Source organism: Croceicoccus mobilis (assembly GCF_001661965.1).
In the GTDB taxonomy this organism is placed as follows: Bacteria; Pseudomonadota; Alphaproteobacteria; order Sphingomonadales; family Sphingomonadaceae; genus Croceicoccus; species Croceicoccus mobilis.
In genome coordinates this window covers 55048-74436 of sequence record NZ_LYWZ01000026.1, presented here as the reverse complement: position 1 = coordinate 74436, position 19389 = coordinate 55048, and the positions used below count along the sequence as shown (strand labels likewise).

Sequence of the window (19389 nt, the reverse complement as noted above, 5' to 3'; positions counted from 1 at the left end):
TCATGGAGTTCCTCTTCCGTTGCCAGGATCATGTCGCCTGGCACGCCATGTTTGAGCGCGGCCAGGGCCAATCCGGTTTTTGCCATTTGCTTTGCATCGCCGCCGCCAAGCCAGCTGTAGATCACGCCCGCGGCATAGGCGTCGCCGGTGCCGATGCGGTCGACGATGTTCTCGATCCGGACCTCGTCGGTCTGCCAGTGGCTGGCGCGCAGGTCGATCCGGCCCGCAAGGCGGTGGGTGCAGGCGGCCTCTACATGCCGCGCGGTGCTGGCGATCAGCTGAAGGTTCGGGAACGCCTCGAACGCCGCCTCGCTCGCTTCGCGGCGGCGGTCCGCGCCGTCGCCTGAAAATGTCTTGCCCAAAAGCAGCGAGATGTCGCGGTGATTGCCGATCATCAGCGTGGCCGCACCGACCAGTTCGGTCAGGATGGCGCGCGGATCGCTGTCCCACGCATCCCACAGATTGGCGCGGTAATTGCCGTCGAAACAGATCGGGACACCTGCGTCCTTCGCCGCGGCGACGGCGGCGCGCGCGAGTTCCACGCCTGCGGGCCCCAGCGCCGGGGTGATGCCCGACATGTGCAGCAGGCTCGCCCCTTCCAGCGCCTGCGCAAACGGCAGGTCGGCAGGATCGGCAAGCGCAAAGGAACTGCCCGCGCGGTCATAGGTGACGCGCCCCGCGATGGGCCCAGCAGGCGGCTCGAACCAATAGAGCCCGATACGCCCGCCGCCCACGCCCGCCGGGACAGACGCGATAAAGCGCGTGTCGCTGCCCGCCGCGCCCAGCGCCGCCTTTGCCTTGCGGCCCAGCGGATTGTCGGGAACGACGGTCAGCATGCGCGTCGGCACGCCAAGGCTGGCAAGGGCTGCCGCGACATTCGCTTCGGCCCCGCCGACATCGATGGCGACACCGCCCGCCTGTTGCAGCGGTATTGCGCCCTGCGGCGAGAGGCGCAGCAGCATCTCGCCAAAGCAGACGACGGGGCCGACCATCGTTTCTATCACCGGCCCAGCCAGCCACCGTCAACGGCAAGGACCTGCCCCTGCACGTAATCGGCGGCGTCGCTGGCAAGGAAAACGGCGGCTCCGCCGATGTCGCTGGGCTTGCCCCAGCGGCCTTCGGGGATGCGTTCCACGATCTGGCGGCTGCGTTCGGGATCGGCCTGCAGCGCGGCGGTGTTGTTCGTCGCGATATAGCCGGGTGCGATGGCGTTCACATTGATGCCCCTGGTCGCCCATTCATTGGCGAGCAGCTTCGTCAGCCCGCCCACGCCCGACTTGCTGGCGGTATAGCTGGGCACGCGAATGCCGCCCTGAAAGGTCAGCAGCGAGGCGATATTGACGATCTTGCCGCGCTTGCCGTCCTGGCTGGACCAGCCGGTCATGTGGCGCGCTGCTGCCTGGCACAGGAAGAACAGCGTCTTGAGATTGGTGTCCATTACCGCGTCCCAGTCCTCTTCCGAGAAATCGAGCGCGTCGGCGCGGCGGATGATGCCGGCGTTGTTCACCAGAATGTCGAGCGATCCGAGTTTCTCGACCACCGTGTCGACGACCTCGTTCACCGGTTCGATGCTGGAAAGATCGGCGCCGATCAGCTCGCAGCGGCGGCCCAGTGCCTTCACTTTCTCGCAGGTCTCGGTCGCGGCGCTGCGGCCGACCGCGGCGATATCCGCGCCCGCTTCGGCCAGCGCGAGGGCGATGCCCTGGCCGATGCCGGTGTTCGCGCCGGTGACGACCGCCACGCGGCCGGAAAGATCAAAGGGGCTCTTCGTCATTGCATCCTCGCTGTCTGCCGCCGCCCGGCGCATGGCGGGGCGGCGGCACTGGTCATCCCATCTTGCCGGAATATCTGTCCGGCAGGCCCCGATCAGAGGCTCTTGAGATAGGCGCTGATCTCTTCGTCCTGAGAGTTCGCGTAGAAATATTCCTCGAAACGCTCGCCCGATACCGCGGTCTTGAGGAGGTCCTGGTCCACGCTCTTGAGCACGGTCAGCATGTCCTTGCACGACGCGGCCTTGAGGTCTGCCAGCACGCCGCGGTTCTTGGCCATGACGGCGGCGCGTTCCTTGGGATAGCCGACGCCGCTCTCGCCTTCGAACAGCTTGCGATAGCAATCCTGCAGGTTGAGTTCGGCAGCCCAGCCAAAGCCCTTGGCATAGGGCATGGCGATGGCGTTGCCGTCGTTGATCTGGGCAAACAGGAACGCATCGGTCGGGTCGATGACCAGACCGCAGAACACGCCCGGCATCGCATTGCAGGCCAGCATCGAGCCGGTGCCCGTGCCGCAGCCGGTGACGACGAAATCGGCAGCCTTCGCATTGAGGATCGAGGCGGCAAGCAGACCGACCATCGGATAGGTCAGGTGCGCCTTGTCCTCGGGCGTGTACATCCCGTAATTGTAAACCTCGTGGCCCAAAGGCTCCACAACCGACTTCAGCGCATCTTCAATGATGCAGTTCTTCGCGGCCTGGCTGTTCTCGGTGATGACGGCAATCTTCATGGTAATTACTTTCCTGATTTGCATTGGGCTGACCGGTGGTCAGCAGGGGGGCTGGGGGCAGGCTGGCACGATGGGGCAAGCCCCGGTTCGAGGATACGGAAGGGCGATCAGCCCTCCCATTCGATGCGATAGAGCCGCGCGGCATTGCCCGCGAACATGGCGCGTCGTTCGTCTTCGGCGAAATCGCCGGTTATCCTGTCATAGAACGACAGGTGCCGGTCAAAGGATCCGAACAGGCGGTCGGTCGGCAAATCGCTGGCGAACATGCAGCGCTCCGGTCCGAACATCTCGATCGTTTCGAGCACGTAGCGGCGCGCCTCGTCATCGTTCCACGGGCGAAAGGCAAAGCCCATGCCGGAAATCTTGACCGCCACATGGGGCATAGCGGCCAGCGCCTTCATTCCCGCCAGCCATTCGCCATGACCATCCGTCCCGACCATCATGCCGGTATGGTTGACCATCACCTGCGTTTCGGGATGACGATCGATGATGCCCGCCAGATGAGGAAATTGGCCCGGATAGGCCTGCAGATCGAAACTGAGGCCATGCGCGCCCAGCCTTGCGTAACCCGCCGCCCATGCTTCGTCGCGTGTTACGTCGCGCGGCGAATAGGTGCGCTGCGGATCGGGATGCCAGTTCACGATATGGCGGATACCGCGCACATTGGGCCGGGCCGCATGGGCCGCCAGCAATGTATCGACATCCGGATCGGCCAGATCGGCAAAACCGACGATGGCACTGGGCATGCCGCGCGCATCCGCCATTGCCTGTAGCCAGTCGGTTTCCGCCAAAGCATCGGCCGGGTCCGCGCCGGCATCGATATGTACGATGCCGCGCACGTCCCAGCTGGCGCTTTCAGCCAAATAATCGTCCAGCCCGTAATCGCGCGCGATCGCCTCGACACTGCCGTTTGGTCCATCATCGGCAAACGGCGGCATCAGCCAGGGATAGCGCAGATGCTTCAGGTCCCACAAATGGACATGGGCATCGATGAAGGGCAGGCGACCGGTCATCCCAGCACCCTCAGAAGGTCGTCCGACCGCCCGAGGTGTCGAAGGTCGAGGCGGTGGTAAAGCTGCACTCTTCCGACGCCATGAAGCAGATGATCGAAGCCGATTCGCTCACCTCACCCAGACGCCCCATGGGGATTTTCGAGCGCATGTAATCGACCTGGCTCTGCGGCAGCTGGTCGAGGATCGGGCTCTCGAAGGTTGCCGGGGTCAGCGCATTGGCAATGACGCCCTTGCCCGCCAGTTCCTTGCCCAGCGACTTGGTCAGGCCGATCACGCCCGCCTTTGACGCCGAATAGGCGCTGGCATTGGGATTGCCTTCCTTACCCGCGACCGATGCCACATTGACGATCCGGCCATAGCCGTTTTCCAGCATGAAGGGCACGATGGCGCGGTTGCAATAGAACAGGCCGTTGAGGTTGATGTCGATCACCCGCTGCCAGCTGTCGATCGGGAATTCATGCACCGGCACGGTCGCCCCGGTTATGCCCGCCGAACAGACGAGGATGTCGATCTTGCCCAGCGCCTTGGCACTGGCGGCGGCGGCGGCTTCGACCTGCGCCGGGTCGGCGACATCGAGAGCGACGACATCGACCGCGCCCACTTCTTCCTTCGCCGCAGCGAGCGCGTCGGCGTTGAGGTCCCAAAGCACGACCTTCGCGCCCTCTGCGACCAGACGCTTGGCGGTTTCCTTGGCGAGGCCCGAAGCCCCGCCGGTCAGGACAGCGCAGCGGCCTTCGTAACGTCCTGCGTAAACGCTCACTTACCCGCCTCCCACGCGACGAAATCCTGACGCTGGCTGCCGAGCTTTTCGATGCCGAGTTCGACCACGTCGCCGGCCTTCAGATACCACGGCTCCGGCTTCTGGCCGAGGCCGACGCCCGGAGGCGTGCCGGTGGTGATGATGTCGCCCGGGAGGAGCTTCATGATCTTGGACAGGTAAGCTACGATCTCGGCGCAGGTGAAGATCATCGTCTTGGACGACCCGTCCTGCATGCGCTTGCCGTTGACTTCCAGCCACATGGCAAGGTTCTGCGGATCGCCGACCTCGTCGCTGGTGACCAGCCACGGACCGACCGGGCCAAAGGTCGGGAAACCCTTGCCCTTGTCCCAGGTCATGCCGCGTTCGGTCTGCCAATGGCGTTCGGACACGTCGTTGACGACGCAATAGCCCGCCACATAGTCCAGCGCATCTGCTTCGGAGACATTGTTCGCCTCGGTGCCGATGACGATGCCCAATTCGACTTCCCAGTCGGTCTTGAGCGAATCCTTCGGGATGGTCACCGGGTCGTTCGGACCCTGGATGCAGCTCACCCACTTGTTGAACACGACCGGCTCTTCGGGGATCGGCAGGTTCGATTCCTCGGCGTGGTCGACAAAGTTCAGGCCGATGGCGACGAACTGGCGCGTGTCGGCCACGATCGGGCCATAGCGCGTGCCTTCTTCCACCAGCGGCAGCGAGGCTATGTCGATGGCGGCGATCTTCGCCAGCGCATCCTTGCCCAGCACGGCAGAGGAAATGTCATCGACATGGCCCGACAGGTCGCGGATGCGGCCATCAGCGTCGACGATGCCCGGCTTTTCGGCGCCGGCAGGTCCGAAACGACAAAGTTTCATGGGGACTTCCTTAGGATCTGGTTTGGCTTAACGCGGATAGGGACGATGCAGCGGAACCTCGGGGTTCAGCTCGACGCCGAAACCGGGCTTGTCCAGCGCGCTGGCGCGCATGCGGCCCTTTTCGGGAATCGGCTCGCCCAAAAGCTGCGGCGCGAACATCGGCACGACTTCGGTCGGTCCGGGGTGCATCATCAGGAACTCGGCAAAGGGCGAGTTGTGGCGGGTGATCACGAAATGATAGCTGTAAACGCTCGACCCGTGGGGGACCATCATCACGCCCTTCGAATCGGCGTAGTTCGCGATCTTGGTCAGCTCGGTGACGCCGCCGCACCAGCCCACGTCGGGCTGGATGATGTCGCAGCATTCCATGTCCATCAGCATGCGGAAACCCCAGCGGGTCGCCTCATGCTCGCCCGTGGTGACAAGAAGGCCGGTGGGCGCGTTCTTTTTCAGCGCGGCATAGCCCCAGTAATCGTCGGGGCTCAGTGCCTCCTCGATCCATTTGAGGCCGCATTCGTTATAGGCACGCTGCGCCAGGCGAGTCGCGTAATCGAGATCGAGCGACATCCAGCAATCGAGCATCAGCCAGAAATCATCGCCACAGCGCGAACGCATCTCGGCAAGCTGGGCGATGTTCTTGTCCATGCCCTCCAGCCCTTCGGCCGGGCCGTGATGCAGCGGCAACTTGCCGCCGATGAAGCCCATTTCCTTGGCCAGATCGGGGCGCGCGCCGGTGGCATAGAACTGCAGCTCGTCACGAACCGCGCCGCCCAGCATGTGATAGACCGGTTCATCGCGCAGCTTGCCGAGAAGATCCCACAGCGCCAGATCGACGCCCGAGATGGCGTTCACCACCAGCCCCTTGCGGCCGTAATACTGGGTCGAGAAATACATCTGGTCCCAGATCTTCTCGACCTCGACCGGATTGCGGCCTTCAAGGAAGCGCGAGAGGTGCTTTTCGACGATGAAGGCAGCCGGTTCGCCGCCCGTCGTCACCGCGAAACCGATCGTGCCGTCCTCGGCCTCGATCTCCACCACCAGCGTGCCCAGCACGTTGATGCCGAAGCTCTGCCGCGACTGGCGATATTCGGGATAGCGTGACATGGGTGTCGCGATATGGTCGTCGATCCAGTGGCCTTCGCCCTGGTCGTGGTAATCCGCACCCGCTCCGCGCGCCACGAAGGCGCGCACATGTTTGATCTTCGGCAGCATCAGGCCTCCTCTTAACGGGAGCGCTATGACTCGAATTGTTCCATTTTACAAGACACCCTTCCATATAATGGGATTTTTTGCTAGCCGAGCCTCTTATCGAACATGGTCCGATTTCGGGCGCGTGCGCATGGCGCAAATCCGGGTTGGAAAGTCTGATAGAATGGATTCATCGCTCGCCTCTCCCAAGGCGGCGGTGACGATAACCGACAACAAGGCCCACCCCAAGCCGGGCGGTGCCGAATACGAAGGACGAGCGATGCTCCTTGAAGGTAAGAAGGTACTTGTCACCGGCGCTTCGACCGGGATCGGACGTGCGGTAGCGATCGGCTGCGCGCAGCATGGGGCCGATGTCGCGATCAATTACCGCTCCGACGATGCCGGGGCCGAGGAAGCGATCGCGGGGATCGAGGCTGCGGGCCGCAAGGGCGTGGCGATCAAGGGCGATGTCGCCGATCCGGCCGCCGCAGGCGAATTCGTCGCGAAGTCGGTAGAGGCGCTGGGCGGCGTCGACGTGTTCGTCAACAATGCCGGCATCTGCCCGTTCCATGCCTTTCTCGACATGCCGGTCGAAACCGTGACCCGCACGATGAACGTCAATCTGCTTGGCGCCTATTTCATGGTGCAGGCGGCAGCGAACCAGATGGTCGCGCAGGGCAATGGCGGTTCGATCATCGCCATGTCGTCGATCTCGGCGCTGGTGGGCGGGGAATTCCAGACCCATTACACCCCGACCAAGGCTGGCGTGCTGTCGCTGATGCAGTCGACCGCGATTGCGCTGGGCAAGCACAAGATCCGCTGTAACGCGCTGCTGCCCGGCACCATCCTGACAGAGATCAACAAGGACGATCTCGCCGACACGGAAAAGCGCGAATATATGGAATCGCGCGTGCCGCTGGGCCGTCTGGGCCAACCCGAGGACATGGTCGGCCCGACCGTCTTTCTTGCCTCGAACCTGTCCGAATATGTCACCGGCGCTGCGATGCTGGTCGACGGCGGCGCATTCGTGAACCTGCAGTAAGAGGGGGCAGCCATGAGGAAAGCCGCTTCCGCGCTCGACTATCGCGAGCTGGCGCGAAGGCGCCTTCCCCCGTTCCTGTTCGAATATATCGACGGCGGCAGCTATGCCGAGGCGACGCTGCGCCGCAATGTCGCCGATCTCGAACAGATCGCGCTTCGCCAGCGTGTGCTCAACGATGTCTCGGTCACCGATGTGTCGACCGAGATTTTCGGCCATGCCTACAAGCTGCCCGTCGGCCTTGCGCCGGTGGGGCTTGCCGGCATGAACGCGCGCCGGGGCGAAGTGCAGGCGGCCCGCGCCGCCGAAGCGGCGGGCATTCCTTTCTGCCTCTCCACCGTCTCGGCCTGCCCGCTGGACGAGGTGGCCAGGGCGGTGACCAAGCCGTTCTGGTTCCAGCTCTACATGATCCGCGACCGCGAGTTCATGAAGGACCTGCTGCACAAGGCGAAGGCCGCAGGCTGCAGCGCGCTGGTCTTTACCGTCGACATGCCGGTGCCGGGATCGCGCTACCGCGATTATCACTCGGGCCTGGCGGGCGCGCCGGGCATAATGGGCGCGATGCGCCGCGTGTGGCAGGGCGCGACCCATCCCCATTGGGCGTGGGACGTCGGCATCCATGGCCGTCCGCACCAGCTGGGCAATGTCGCCCCGGTGCTGGGCAAGAATACCGGGCTTGAAGATTTCTTCGCCTGGATGCGCAATAATTTCGACCCGACCGTGTCTTGGAAGGATCTGGAATTCATCCGCGACATCTGGGACGGCCCGGTCATCATCAAGGGCATCCTCGACAAGGAAGACGCGCTGGCCGCTGCCGAAATCGGCGCGGACGGGATCGTGGTGTCGAACCATGGCGGCCGTCAGCTCGACGGTGTCCCCTCCACCGCCCACGCCCTGCCCCCGATTGCCGAGGCCGTGGGTGACCGGATGAAAGTGCTGGTCGATGGCGGCGTGCGCTCGGGTCTCGACGTTGTGCGCATGCTGGCGCTAGGCGCGGATTTCGTGCTGCTGGGCCGGATGTGGGTCTATGCTTTGTCAGCGGCGGGGGAGAAAGGTGTCGCCCACGTCCTCCAGCTGATCGAGGCCGAGATGCGGGTCGCCATGGCGCTGACCGGCGTGACCAAAGTCGCCGACTTCAATGAAAGCCAGCTCGTGCGCGACTGACCGCTTCGCTGCGAAATAAAGAAAAGGCCAGCACCCTCATGCGAAGGTGCCGGCCTTTTTCATTGGCGCATGGAACGGCGGGTCAGACCACGTTGTTTTTGCCCCACAGCTGGTCATAGCGCCAGCCGGTCAGGTCCTCGACAAGCAGCTTTGTCTCTTGGTCGATGGGCGCGGCATCGGGGTCCTGCTTGAACCGGTCGATCTGCGCCATCAAACGGTCATGCGTTTCGGCGTTCAGCTTGAACTTGGTCGAAACGAACACGCCGAAGATCAGCATGCCCACCGTGCCGATGCCCAGCACCAGCGCCAGCGTCATGATCGCCTGATCGCTCTGCACTGTCGCGGCGGACTGGAATCCGCCCCAGCTCATGATCGCGGTGACGCCCGCAACCGCGGCCGATTGGGTGAGCTTGCGCACAAAGGTCATAACGCCTGCAAAGGCACCCTCGCGGCGGCGGCCTGTCACCGCCTCGTCCGCGTCGGCCATGTAATTATAGGTGGCCCATGGAATATAGTTCAGCGCCCCGCGGCCAAGGCCTGCGAAGATGATCGGCACCCACAGCAGCGCGTCGCCCGAACGCACGCCCGCCGACCACATCAGCAACAGCACGATGACGCCGATGGCAAAGCTCGCCGCCGCCAGCTGATAGGCCCGCGCAGGCGATGAGCGCAGCGCAAGATTGATGGCGATCATCACCGCGACGAACTGCACGATATACATGAAGCCCAATAGGGTGGAGGCGACCGAAATCGACCCCGCCAGCGCGAACACCACGAAGAAGGTGAAGGCCGCGTTGAACACGTCCTGGCTGATATAGCCGCCCAGATACATGCCGAGATGCAGCCGGAACGCGCGGATGCGCAGGGTGGAGAACAGATTGCGGTAGAGCGCCTTGAACGATGCGCCCAGCGACGCTTTCTCGCCATTGCCGCGCACCTGCATCACCTCTTCCGGGGGCCGTTCCCAGCTGCACAGATACAGGAAGCTGGCCGTGACCATGAAAAGCACGGAAAACAGGATGCCCATGTAAAGGAAGGTGTCGGCGCTATCCTCGCCCAATGCCTCGATCAGCATGGCGGGCAGGAAACCTGCCAGGATCGCGCTTGCCTGCGCGAACAGGATGCGGATGCCGGCGAACTTGGCCTTCGACTTGTAGTCCTTGGCCATTTCGGCGGCCAGCGTCTCGAAGGGAATGATCTCGAGCGCGTAGACCAGCTCGAAGAGCACATAGGTGACGAGGTAATACCAGAAGCTCTGGCCCGAAACCCACATGATCGCAAAGCTGGGCAGCAGCGGAATCGCCGCGAGCAGGAATACCCGCCGCCTGCCGATCAGGCGCCCGACCTTCGTGCCAGCCAGGCTGTCGGAGAAATGGCCGATCAGCGGCGATGCGATCGCGTCCAATACGCGCGCCACGGTGAAGATGAGACCCGCTTCCCAGGCCTCCAGCCCGCAGAAAGTGGTGTAGAAGATCAGCACCCAGCCGCTGATCACGGCCATCGAGCCCGCGCCAAGGATGTCGTTCGACCCATAGGCCGCGTAATTGTACCAGCGGATCGGTCGCGTTCCGGTGGGGGCGAAACTGCCTAGCAGGGCCATTTGGCTCTTCCTCTCATCACCGGCCGGATGAGGGAATCCGGCCGGCGCTAGTGTCATCAGATATAGGTGCGCAGGAACTCCGCGAGGGCGAGAACCGCAAGGCTCTGGCCATAGGGCATGGAGGTCAGCGCGATGTCCTTGTAGAACTGGAGGTCTTCGCCCATCGCCGTGCCGAACGAAACCTGCTGAAGCTCGCCGGTTTCGTCGATATTGGCCAGCACGCCCTCGATCGCCTTGAGGCCGACGGCCTTGTACTTGGCCGGGAGGTAGCCCTTGCGCACCGATTTCAGGATGCCATAGGCGAAACCGGCGGTGGCCGATGCTTCCAGATAGCTGGTCGGATCGTTGATCAGCGTGTGCCACAACCCGCTTTCGGCATCCTGCGTTTCAGCAAGCGTCTTCACCTGCGCGGCCAGCGTGTCGATCAGATACATGCGGAAGGCATCGCCTTCGGGCAGGTCGAGGATCTCGATGATCTCGGGGATGGCGACCGTGACCCAGCAATTGCCGCGCGCCCAAAGCGCCTCGGCGAAATTGTGGCGGCCGTTGAAGTCCCAGCCGTGGAACCAGAGCCCGGTCTTCTTGTCGAAGAGATATTTGATGTGGACGAGGAACTGGCGCTTGGCTTCCTCGATATATTGGGGGCGGTTCAGCAGCAGGCCGATCTTGGCCAGCGGCAGCACGCTCATCATCAGCGTGTCGTCCCACATCTCGCCCGGATTCTCATCATTATAGACGATGTGCTGGAAGCCGCCTTCCTCGACCTTGGGCAGGCCGTCATCGGCCATCAGCCATTCGGCCCAGGTGTCGAGATAGGGGATGTAGCGCGGATCGGGCTCGTGCTCGTACAGATAGGCGAGCGTGATGAAGGGCGCCATCGTGTTGATGTTCTTGGTCGGCGTGCCTTCGGCAAACCGGTCCTCGAACCAGCCCTTGATAATGTCGAGCGCGGTCTGGTCGCCGGTCTGTTCGAAATAGCGCCACATGCCGAACAGGCCGACGCCGTGGGTCCATTCCCATCCGGCCCAGCCTTTCGTGTCGATGATGCGCCCGTCTTCGAGGTGCAGCAGGAATTCGCCGGTCTCGTCCTTGATATTGACGAGATTGTGCATCAGGCGCTTGATCGCATCGACGGTCGTGTCGCGCGGGATATTATGGTCAAGGGCAGCCAAGGTCAGCTCCTCAGGGCAGTGTGAACATATGCGCGAGCGGCCACTCGCAAGGCTTGTTGTCTGGCTCGACTTCCATGATGTCGGCCATGTGATCCCACCACCGGCGCATCACGGGATGGTCGGGGAGCGAATCGCGATTATTGTCCGGGGTCAGCTTCAACGTCGCGAATAATGCGTTCGTCTCTGCATCGAGGAAGATGTGATAGTCGCGGATACCCGCTTCATGCAGCAAGGTGACCAGTTCCGGCCAGATCTCGTCATGGCGGCGGCGATATTCCTCCGTCATGCCCTGTTTGAGCTGCATCCTGAATGCGTGTGTTTCCACGCCAGTTTCTCCCATCATCCGGTATCCGGTCCGCACTCTATGAACGAGTGTTGCCCGGTTGAAAAGTCATAATGTGGAACACGGTTTCCTTAAATGGAACTTTTTTGTCATCCGCCGCATGCTCCCGCTGGTGGCGGACCGTCTTCGGGGTCCTTCAAGGCGGCAAAGCGAAAGCTGGTCGTGCTGGTCATCGCCGCGCCCGGACGCAATACGGTGGAGGGAAATTGCGGATGCGCCGGGCTATCCGGAAAATGCTGTGTTTCCAGTGCAATACCATCCCCCTGTCGCAGGAAATAGCGGCGTCCATCACCGGCCATCGCCTCTCGCATGCCGTCGAAGCCATTGCCGGTATAAAGCTGCATGCCCGGTTCGCTTGTTCGCACCGCCAGAAGGCGCCCGCTGCCCGGATCGTAAAGGCACGCCTGCGGGGCGACCGAGCGCCCGTCACCGCCCCAGCCGTCCAGAACCCAGTAATGGTCGAGCCCACGCATGGCCACGATTCCCGGCCATGGCGAGCGCATCACCGCGCCAAGCCGGGTCCACCCGCGCAGGTCCAGCGGCATGTCGTCGAGCGTAGCGATCGCGCCAGTCGGGAGGCTGTGATCGCCCAGCGGCGTGTAGCGTGACGCCGCCACGTGGATCCATTGGCGGTCCACCCCCTCTTCCCCTGCGCCTGCAAGGTTGAAAAAGGCATGATGGGTCAGGTTGACCACCGTCGGCGCCGTCGTGGTCGCCCGGTAATCGAGCCGCAGCACGTGATCCCGGCCAACGGAGAACGTGACCTGCGTCGTCATCGTCCCGGGAAAGCCATTGTCTCCATCGGGGCTCACCAGCGTAAGGGTCAGCGCCGCTCGCCTTGGCATCGGCGTCTCGCGAGCTTGCCAAAGCTGCGCGCCAAAGCCGCCCTTGCCGCCATGGGTAATGATCCCCGCATCATTGGTGTCGAGCGCGTGGAATTTCCCATCGATGGTCACCCCATGGCCCGATAACCGACCGGCATAGCGTCCGATGATCGCGCTGAAATTCGGCCGTGCCTCGATCGCGGCGATATCGGGCAGAGCGAGCACCACATTATCGCGACGCCCATCCCGATCGGGAACGAGGACGGCGGTGACGATCCCGCCATAGTCGAGCACGCGCACATCCATGCCATCGCCGCTGGAGAGCGTGTATTCATGGACCATGCGCCCATCGGACAAGGCGCCGTAATCGCGCACGGACACGCTTTGCGCCTGAGCAGGTGCGCCGAGTGCCAGCATCGCGGCGCAGGCCGCAAGAGCAGTGGCTACGCGGGTCACGGTCTTGCCACCTCGGGCATGGCCAGCGCGAAGTCGAAAACCATCGTCCGGTGCGGCGGGAAAAGCAGGGTCACGCCCTGCCCCCGCGCCAGCGTCACTTTCGCCGCATTTTCCTGCCGGTCGGCGCGGTTGTCGCCATCGGCATCGCGGCCCGAGGTCATGGTCCATTGCCCGCCCGTCAGCATCGCGCCCAGCATTTCAGCTTCGATCGGCCGGTCCGAGAGATTATGCGCGATCACGCGGAATTGCGTGCGGTTCCCACGGGGGATCATGATCCCCATATCCTCTGCCCCATGCGGATCGGCAAAACGCCATTCGACAAGATTGCCCGGGAAATAGGCGTTTCTGAGATGCGCCACCCCGCCCAGCCTTGCGCGCTGGAGAAACTCGCTCGGTACCGCGACACGGTCCGACCACAGCTCCGCATCGGTCAGCACATACCAGCGTGCGCGCGTGCGAGCCGTTTCCCCGGCATAGAGGTTTGCCAGCAGATCATTGTCGCCGTCCATCTGCCATGTGACGAAACGGGCGCGATCGGCATTGCTGGCCGTGCCCAGATTGGGGTCGAACCGCGCACCGGGGTCTGACAGCGCGCCATCGGCGATCTTGCGCGCCAGCGCGTCACCCCCCGGCAGCCATGCAAGCGCATCGGCATTCAGCGAAAACAGGTTCGCGGCCGACCCTGCGGTCATGCCGGCAGGTGCAATCGCACGCAGATATCGGTCATCGCCGGTCCACAGCCATGCCGCCCAGAAATCGTGGATCGCGGGGCCGACGCCATTGCCGCTGCCGCTGTCGCTTTCCCATGCGATTTCCGAAGGGATGCGCCACACGCCATTGTCGCCCTTTTCCGCATGGGCCAGCCAGCTGTCGAGAGCCGCAAGGATCGACCGTCTCGCCGCCTCGTCCCCTTCATATTCGCCGAGCAGCAGGCCGGGATGGGTGATCAGGAAACTATAGGGATATTGCCGCCCCAGATGACCGCCGGTGTAGATCTCGCTGCCCGAATACCAGGCGCTGGCGAAATGATCGTGACCCGCCGGGTTTTTGCGGATGATGCGCGGATATTGGGCCACCGCCGCCTGCGCCATGGCGATCAGCGCGGGATCGCCGGGGGTCAGCATCATCGCCTGCGCCAGCGTGTTGATGCCTTCCTCGTAAGTGTGGAGCTGGTCGGTGACGATGCGATTGATCCCATTGTCCCACATGCCATTGGCGATGGTCGCATCCAGCACCGCGCGCTGCGAAGCGGCGATGCGCTCGCGCTCCACCCCCATCAGCGCAAGGCCGACCCACTGGTTGACCAGATCGGTATCGTCGGAAAGCCCACCGCCAAATTCGCCGCTCGGCATCTGGCGATGATCGATCCACCAGTCGACGAATTCGCGATAGGTCTTGAGCGCCTCGGTCTGGCGGAAAGCCCATGCGGGGACGCCATCGGGCACGGGCGGCGGAGGCGGCACGGCCTGTGCGGCTTGATCGGGATTGACCTCGTGCCACAGCGCCAGCGCGCGCGCATTGTCGGGATCGACGCGCAGCACATCGGAAACGTCGCGCTCGAACCGGACATAGGATGGGTAGAGGCGGCTCGCCGGCTTTTCCTCGATGGTCGAGGCCAGCTGGTCGCGCGCCTGTTCGAGCCGGTCGGCCACATGCTCTGCCCGTGCCGCATCCGCCGGTTTGAAGCGGAGCGAGATCTCCGCGCCTTGCAGGCTGGCCGCGCCGAAATCCGGATCGGCAGAAGCAATGGTCAGGGAAATGGGGTCGCCATCGCGCAAAATCCGGTCGCGGCTGTCGAGCCAGATCGTGTTCGCATGACGCGGATCGATGCGGACATTGATATCCACCAGATCGCGCGCGGGCCAGAGCGGATCGTGCAGCCTTATATTAAGCGCCATGCTTTTGGCCGTGCCCATCGCAGGCAGGGTCAGCGCCACGCCGTCAAGTCCGGCGTTCATGTTCTTCCACCCTTGGTCGAAGCGCGTGGCGATGCCGCCGTGGGCCTGGTCGCGGAAGGTCGCGGGGATCATCACGGTGACGACCGGCAGGGTCTTTTCGTCCGGCGCCGGAATCGCGCCCGATGCGCCCTCAACCAGCGGTCCACCGGAGGGCAGCGCGACCACGGCGGCGCGTTCGTCGCGCGGGCGGCGCCCGGCCAGCGCCGCCGTCAGCGTGTCGAGCCCGCGATAAGCGCCGGGGCTGGCGGCAATATCGACGGTGTAATCCAGCTGCCGCCAGCTTTCGGGCAACGCTTCGACCGCATGCACGTGATAGACACCGATTTCCTGTATCGGCGTTTCGGGCAGATCGTTCACAAAGCTGAGCACGCCGCCGGTGCGGGTATTCAGCGCGTCGCTGCTGCGTTCGATTCCGGCGCGGCGGGTGAGGACAGGCTTGTCCTGCCACAGCAGCCTGCCATGCGCTGCACCCTGAATCTCAACCCGGTTCCACGCCTTGTCCGGCAGGGTGAGATCGTATCGGCGGCCCGCGGTGGAATAGGTGTTCCAGTCAGGCAGCACGAAATAATCGGTCCGCCCGGTCAGGCGCGAGCGGTTATAGACGCCGGGCCATGTCGTTTCGCGAATGCCGTCGGCACCGCGAAAAGCCTTGGTCTTTTCATCGCGGGTATCGGTAAATTCAACCTTGCGTATGGCCAGCGCCCCGCTCCTGGCCGGGATGTCGAGCGCCGACACGCCGCTCCATCCGAAGCGCGCGTCCCAGTCGGCGCTCACGCCCTTGTCGTTTAAGCTGCGCGGCGCGGCGGCGGTGGACGACACGGCTTCGCCCGCCGCCAGCTTTGCCACTTCGCCATCACTGAGCGCGTGATCGTAGATCCTCAGCTCGTCCAGCTGGCCCGGCCGCACACCATTATAGGCGCTTTCGGTCTTTTGCGGGCTGATGACCCGCTGGAACGGACCGAATGCGAACAGTGACTGGTCGAATACGCCGGTCGATTTCGCCGCACCTACGCGTTTTCCATCAATCCACAGCTCTGCGCCCGTTTCCTCATCCCATGCAAAGGCGACATGCACCCAGTCGCTGCCATCGGGCGCATCGGGCGATACCCAGGAAACGCGGGTCCGGCCCAGATTGGCATCGGTGACAAAGGCATCATAGCCATGCCCGTTCCAGTCGACCCTGAGGAAGGTGAAATCCCAGCTGGTGGAATCGGCGGTGCCCACCCTGAAAAGCGTGACCGGTGCCTTATCGAACGGATCTGTCGAGCGGATGAAAAAGGAAATCGTGCCGCGCTGTGCCAGCATGTTGCCGGGCGCGGCCCATGCCAAGGTCAGATCGCCATCAAGATCAAGCGCCGGACCGACAGCGCCATCGGAGGCCGCCCGTACGCCGCGATTGAAAAGCGGCCGCGCCGCGCCGCCCGCCTGCTGCGCCTCGGTTCCTGTCGATCCATCCATGGCGAACAGCAGGCCGCCATCCGGCTGGGCGGCAAAAGCCGACGCGCCATGCAGGCAGGCAGCTGCCAGCAACAGGGTCGCCGCAAGGGTCCGATTTGTCCGCAAGAATTCGATCAAGACCGCTCAACCGTCCTTTCGCCGATCTGGCGCAAAGGCAGTGGCCGGGAGCAGGGTCGGGTCTGGATCGCTTCCGGCATGTCATGCGCCGGGATAAAAAAGAAAGGGCGCCGCCTGGAGAGGTTAGCGGCGCCCTTTCACCGGTTAAGGATCAGAAGCGGAAGCGAACGCCGCCGTAGTAACGGGGGCCGTAGGTTTCCATGAAGATCCGGCGGTAAGTGCTGTTGGCGTTCTGGATGGTCATCTCGTCGGTGAGGTTCACACCTTCGAAGAACACCGAGATATTGTCGGTCACGTTGACGCTCGCCGAAACGTCGAGCTGGCCTGCAGCTTCGCCGAATTCGGGGTTGTTGCCGCGGCCGACCGCGTTGATCAGATACTTCGAGCGCCAGTTGTACGAACCGCGCAGGCTGAACAGATCATCCTCGTAATAGAGCGAGAGGTTGTAGCTCTTGCGCGAGAGGCCCGGGAACGGAAGCTGCTCACCCGTGAAGTAGTCGGTGCCTTCATAGCCCGAGTCCTTCGAATAGGTGAAATTCGCGATCACGCCGAAGTTCTGCACGACCGCCATGTCGGTAAAGGTGCTGAACGACAGCTGGCCGCCAATCTCAAGACCGTTAACCGTCACCGCAGCCGAGCCGTTGACCGGCAGGTTAATCGCATAGACCTGGCCATCATAGGTTTCGTTGACCGTGGTACGTTCGATGAACGAGCTGATTTCCTTGCGGAAATAGGTCGCCGACACGAAGCTGACCGAGTCTATGTAATATTCGAGACCGGCATCGTACTGACGGGCACGATAGGGCTGCAGATCCGGATTGCCGCGCGAACCGGAGAATCCGACGATGTCCAGCGTCAGGCGCGGGGCAAGATCGGTCGGGTTCGGACGGGCCAGCACCTCGGTCGCCGAGCCGCGGAACAGAAGCTTGTTCGGGATGATGTCGGCACGCAGGTTCAGTGCGGGCAGGAACTCGACATAATCACCGTCGAAGCTGACCGGCGAGAACACGCCGCCTGCCGACTGATAGCCGTTCGCGGTCGTCTTGGTCTGGACCACGCGGGCACCGACCACGCCATAGAACGGCACGCCGAGGTCGAAGGTGAAGCTGCCCTGCAGATAGCCGGCAAGGTTCTTTTCGACCACGTCATAGGTCGCGCTGAGCGTCGGGTTGTCGTACGGATCGGGAACACCGATGGCCGAGGAGAACGCGCCATCGTCATACAGCCAGGCCGGGACCGAGAAGCCACCAAGCGAGCCGGTATTGAAGAACTCGTTCTCGATCGGGACGAGCAGGTCGGCATAGCTCTGGATCTCGTCCAGCAGCGAGGGATCGGAATATCCGTCGAGGATGATATTCGCGTCCCACTGCTTGTTGTCGAGCGTGGTGCGGCGATACTGGACGCCCGCCTTGAGCTGGGTCAGCCAGTCGGTCAGGTCGTTGCGCGCGACATCGCCCTTGGCCATGAACTCTTCCTGCGTCGACAGGACCGGGCGGTGCTGCACGCGGACATAGTTGATCGCCGACGAATCGTCATAATCGAACGGAAGCGTGATTTCCGGCGCATATTCGGCATTGTCGTAGTTCACGATCAGATAATCGAGACCGCGCACGTCCGCCGTGGTGTTGACGTAGTCGTTGTCGATCTGCGCCTTGGAGAAGCTGGTGCGGACACCGATTTCCCATTGGCCGGGCGTATAGTCGACGCCGCCCGCCGCGCTCCAGTTATAGCGCGTGATGTCGCCGCGGATGGTGCGCAGGTTCAGATAGGGGGCCGAGCCATTGTTCAGATAGGTGACCTGGCTGACGGTATCGTCCTCACCCGTGGCCGAATTGGCTGCATCGACCAGCGCGCCGCCGCTGAACAGCTGAAAATAGGGCGCTTCCAGGTCCTGCTTTGATCGGGTGTAGGTCCCTTCGACATAGGCGTGGAGGTCATCCGTGGGCTTGTATTCGAACACGCCGTTGAGACCGATGCGCTTCGTATCCAGCACGTCTTCGGAATAGCGCGGGATTTCGGGGAAGAAATCCGGATTGCCGTTACCGTCGAGGTCGTAGAGTTCGCCCGTGTCGGGATCGGTGATCTGGCGCCAGCCGGTGGTGCGGGTGGTGTGCGTCTCGATCCGGCGGCGTTCATAGGTGGCCGACAGCAGGATGCCCATGGTGTCGTCGGCAAAACGCTTGGAACCGATCAGCGCGAGCTTGGGATCGAGCGTATCGCCGATTTCCGAATAGATGCCCTGCGCAGACCCCGCGATGAAGGAATCTTCCTTCGAATCGAACGGACGGCGGGTGATGATGCGCACCGTGCCGCCAAGGCCGCCTTCGGTCATGTCGGGAGTCACCGACTTCACGACTTCGAGACGGTTGACGAATTCGACCGGGATATCGCGGAAATCGACCGCGCGCGAGCCCGACTGCGTGCCCAGCATCGAGACGCCGTTCATTTCAACGCGGTTGAGATCTGGGCTGGCGCCGCGGATGGAGACGCCGCTGCCTTCGCCGTTGGTGCGGCTGATCTGAACGCCGGTGACGCGCTGCAGCGCCTCGCCCACGTTCTTGTCCGGGAACTTGCCGATGTCCTCTGCCGAAATGGCATCGAGGACCTGGTCCGAATCGCGCTTGGCGCGAAGGGCGTTTTCAAGGCTCTGGCGGATGCCCGACACGACGATGACATTTTCATCGGCAGGAGCCGGCGTCTGCGCATCGGTTTCGTCGGCCGCTTCGGCCATGGTGTCATCGCTCGACGCGGTGGTTGCGTCCTGCGCATTGGCGGTGCCGCCAAAGGCAAGAGCAATGGCCGAAGCGCCGGCGATCAGGAATGTATGATTAGTCTTTCGCATCAGCTTACTCCCCAAATCTCGGTCCCGACTCTGTGGTCGGTGAAGCGTCGCCTCTTTCGTTCCATTCCGATTCACAGTCAAGAAAAAGTTCACATAGTGCTG

At 63.1% G+C, this 19389-nt stretch carries 15 protein-coding genes; 2 read left to right on the top strand and 13 right to left on the bottom strand.

Annotated elements, in window-relative coordinates; all coding sequences use genetic code 11:
* The 7 genes from A9D13_RS16370 to rhmD form a co-directional block, all read right to left on the bottom strand.
* Positions 1-992, bottom strand: a 992-nt coding sequence (locus A9D13_RS16370; RefSeq protein WP_066768390.1) for a sugar kinase, incomplete at its 3' end; no start/stop codon positions are given.
* Between the two features lie 8 nt (positions 993-1000).
* The gene (gene kduD, locus A9D13_RS16365) at positions 1001-1774 is read right to left on the bottom strand and encodes a 2-dehydro-3-deoxy-D-gluconate 5-dehydrogenase KduD (RefSeq protein WP_066768412.1); all 774 of its coding nucleotides are present in this window, start codon (positions 1772-1774) and stop codon (positions 1001-1003) included.
* Positions 1775-1866: 92 nt separating this feature from the next.
* A complete protein-coding gene (locus A9D13_RS16360; RefSeq protein WP_066768387.1) occupies positions 1867-2499 on the bottom strand; it encodes an RpiB/LacA/LacB family sugar-phosphate isomerase in 633 nt (210 codons plus the stop codon).
* Between the two features lie 107 nt (positions 2500-2606).
* On the bottom strand, positions 2607-3512 hold the full coding sequence (locus A9D13_RS16355; RefSeq protein WP_066776049.1) for an amidohydrolase family protein: 906 nt from the start codon (positions 3510-3512) through the stop codon (positions 2607-2609).
* Between the two features lie 10 nt (positions 3513-3522).
* Positions 3523-4272 carry an SDR family NAD(P)-dependent oxidoreductase gene (locus A9D13_RS16350; RefSeq protein WP_066776047.1) on the bottom strand — a complete coding sequence of 250 codons (750 nt, stop codon included), beginning with the start codon at positions 4270-4272 and terminating at the stop codon, positions 3523-3525.
* Positions 4269-5126 carry a fumarylacetoacetate hydrolase family protein gene (locus A9D13_RS16345; protein WP_066776044.1) on the bottom strand — a complete coding sequence of 286 codons (858 nt, stop codon included), beginning with the start codon at positions 5124-5126 and terminating at the stop codon, positions 4269-4271. Before A9D13_RS16345 ends, A9D13_RS16350 begins: the two co-directional genes overlap by 4 nt.
* A 27-nt stretch (positions 5127-5153) precedes the next feature.
* Positions 5154-6338 carry an L-rhamnonate dehydratase gene (gene rhmD, locus A9D13_RS16340; protein ID WP_066776041.1) on the bottom strand — a complete coding sequence of 395 codons (1185 nt, stop codon included), beginning with the start codon at positions 6336-6338 and terminating at the stop codon, positions 5154-5156.
* Positions 6339-6594: 256 nt separating this feature from the next.
* Here rhmD and lra1 point away from each other — a divergent pair, with 256 nt between their 5' ends.
* Both lra1 and lldD read left to right on the top strand, forming a co-directional pair.
* Positions 6595-7356, top strand: coding sequence for an L-rhamnose 1-dehydrogenase Lra1 (lra1, locus tag A9D13_RS16335; RefSeq protein WP_066776066.1), 762 nt, complete (start codon positions 6595-6597; stop codon positions 7354-7356).
* A 12-nt stretch (positions 7357-7368) separates the two neighbouring features.
* Positions 7369-8517 (top strand): FMN-dependent L-lactate dehydrogenase LldD, encoded by a 1149-nt coding sequence (gene lldD / locus A9D13_RS16330; protein WP_066776038.1) that lies wholly within the window; start codon positions 7369-7371, stop codon positions 8515-8517.
* A gap of 82 nt (positions 8518-8599) precedes the next feature.
* On the opposite strand, the gene A9D13_RS16325 is transcribed toward lldD, so the two are convergent.
* The 6 genes from A9D13_RS16325 to A9D13_RS16300 form a co-directional block, all read right to left on the bottom strand.
* Entirely contained in the window at positions 8600-10117 is a 1518-nt protein-coding gene (locus A9D13_RS16325; RefSeq protein WP_066776035.1) for an MFS transporter, read from the bottom strand.
* Positions 10118-10173: 56 nt separating this feature from the next.
* Entirely contained in the window at positions 10174-11289 is a 1116-nt protein-coding gene (bglB, locus tag A9D13_RS16320; protein WP_066776032.1) for a beta-galactosidase BglB, read from the bottom strand.
* A 10-nt stretch (positions 11290-11299) separates the two neighbouring features.
* On the bottom strand, positions 11300-11614 hold the full coding sequence (locus A9D13_RS16315) for an L-rhamnose mutarotase (RefSeq protein WP_156522131.1): 315 nt from the start codon (positions 11612-11614) through the stop codon (positions 11300-11302).
* A 107-nt stretch (positions 11615-11721) separates the two neighbouring features.
* A complete protein-coding gene (locus A9D13_RS16310; RefSeq protein WP_172808208.1) occupies positions 11722-12912 on the bottom strand; it encodes an aldose epimerase family protein in 1191 nt (396 codons plus the stop codon).
* Complete coding sequence (locus A9D13_RS16305) at positions 12909-16400, bottom strand: LamG domain-containing protein (RefSeq protein WP_172808207.1); 3492 nt, start codon at positions 16398-16400, stop codon at positions 12909-12911. The genes A9D13_RS16310 and A9D13_RS16305 overlap by 4 nt, the downstream gene beginning before the upstream one ends.
* Before the next feature lie 196 nt (positions 16401-16596).
* On the bottom strand, positions 16597-19287 hold the full coding sequence (locus tag A9D13_RS16300; RefSeq protein WP_066776024.1) for a TonB-dependent receptor: 2691 nt from the start codon (positions 19285-19287) through the stop codon (positions 16597-16599).
* Positions 19288-19389: the final 102 nt, after the last annotated feature.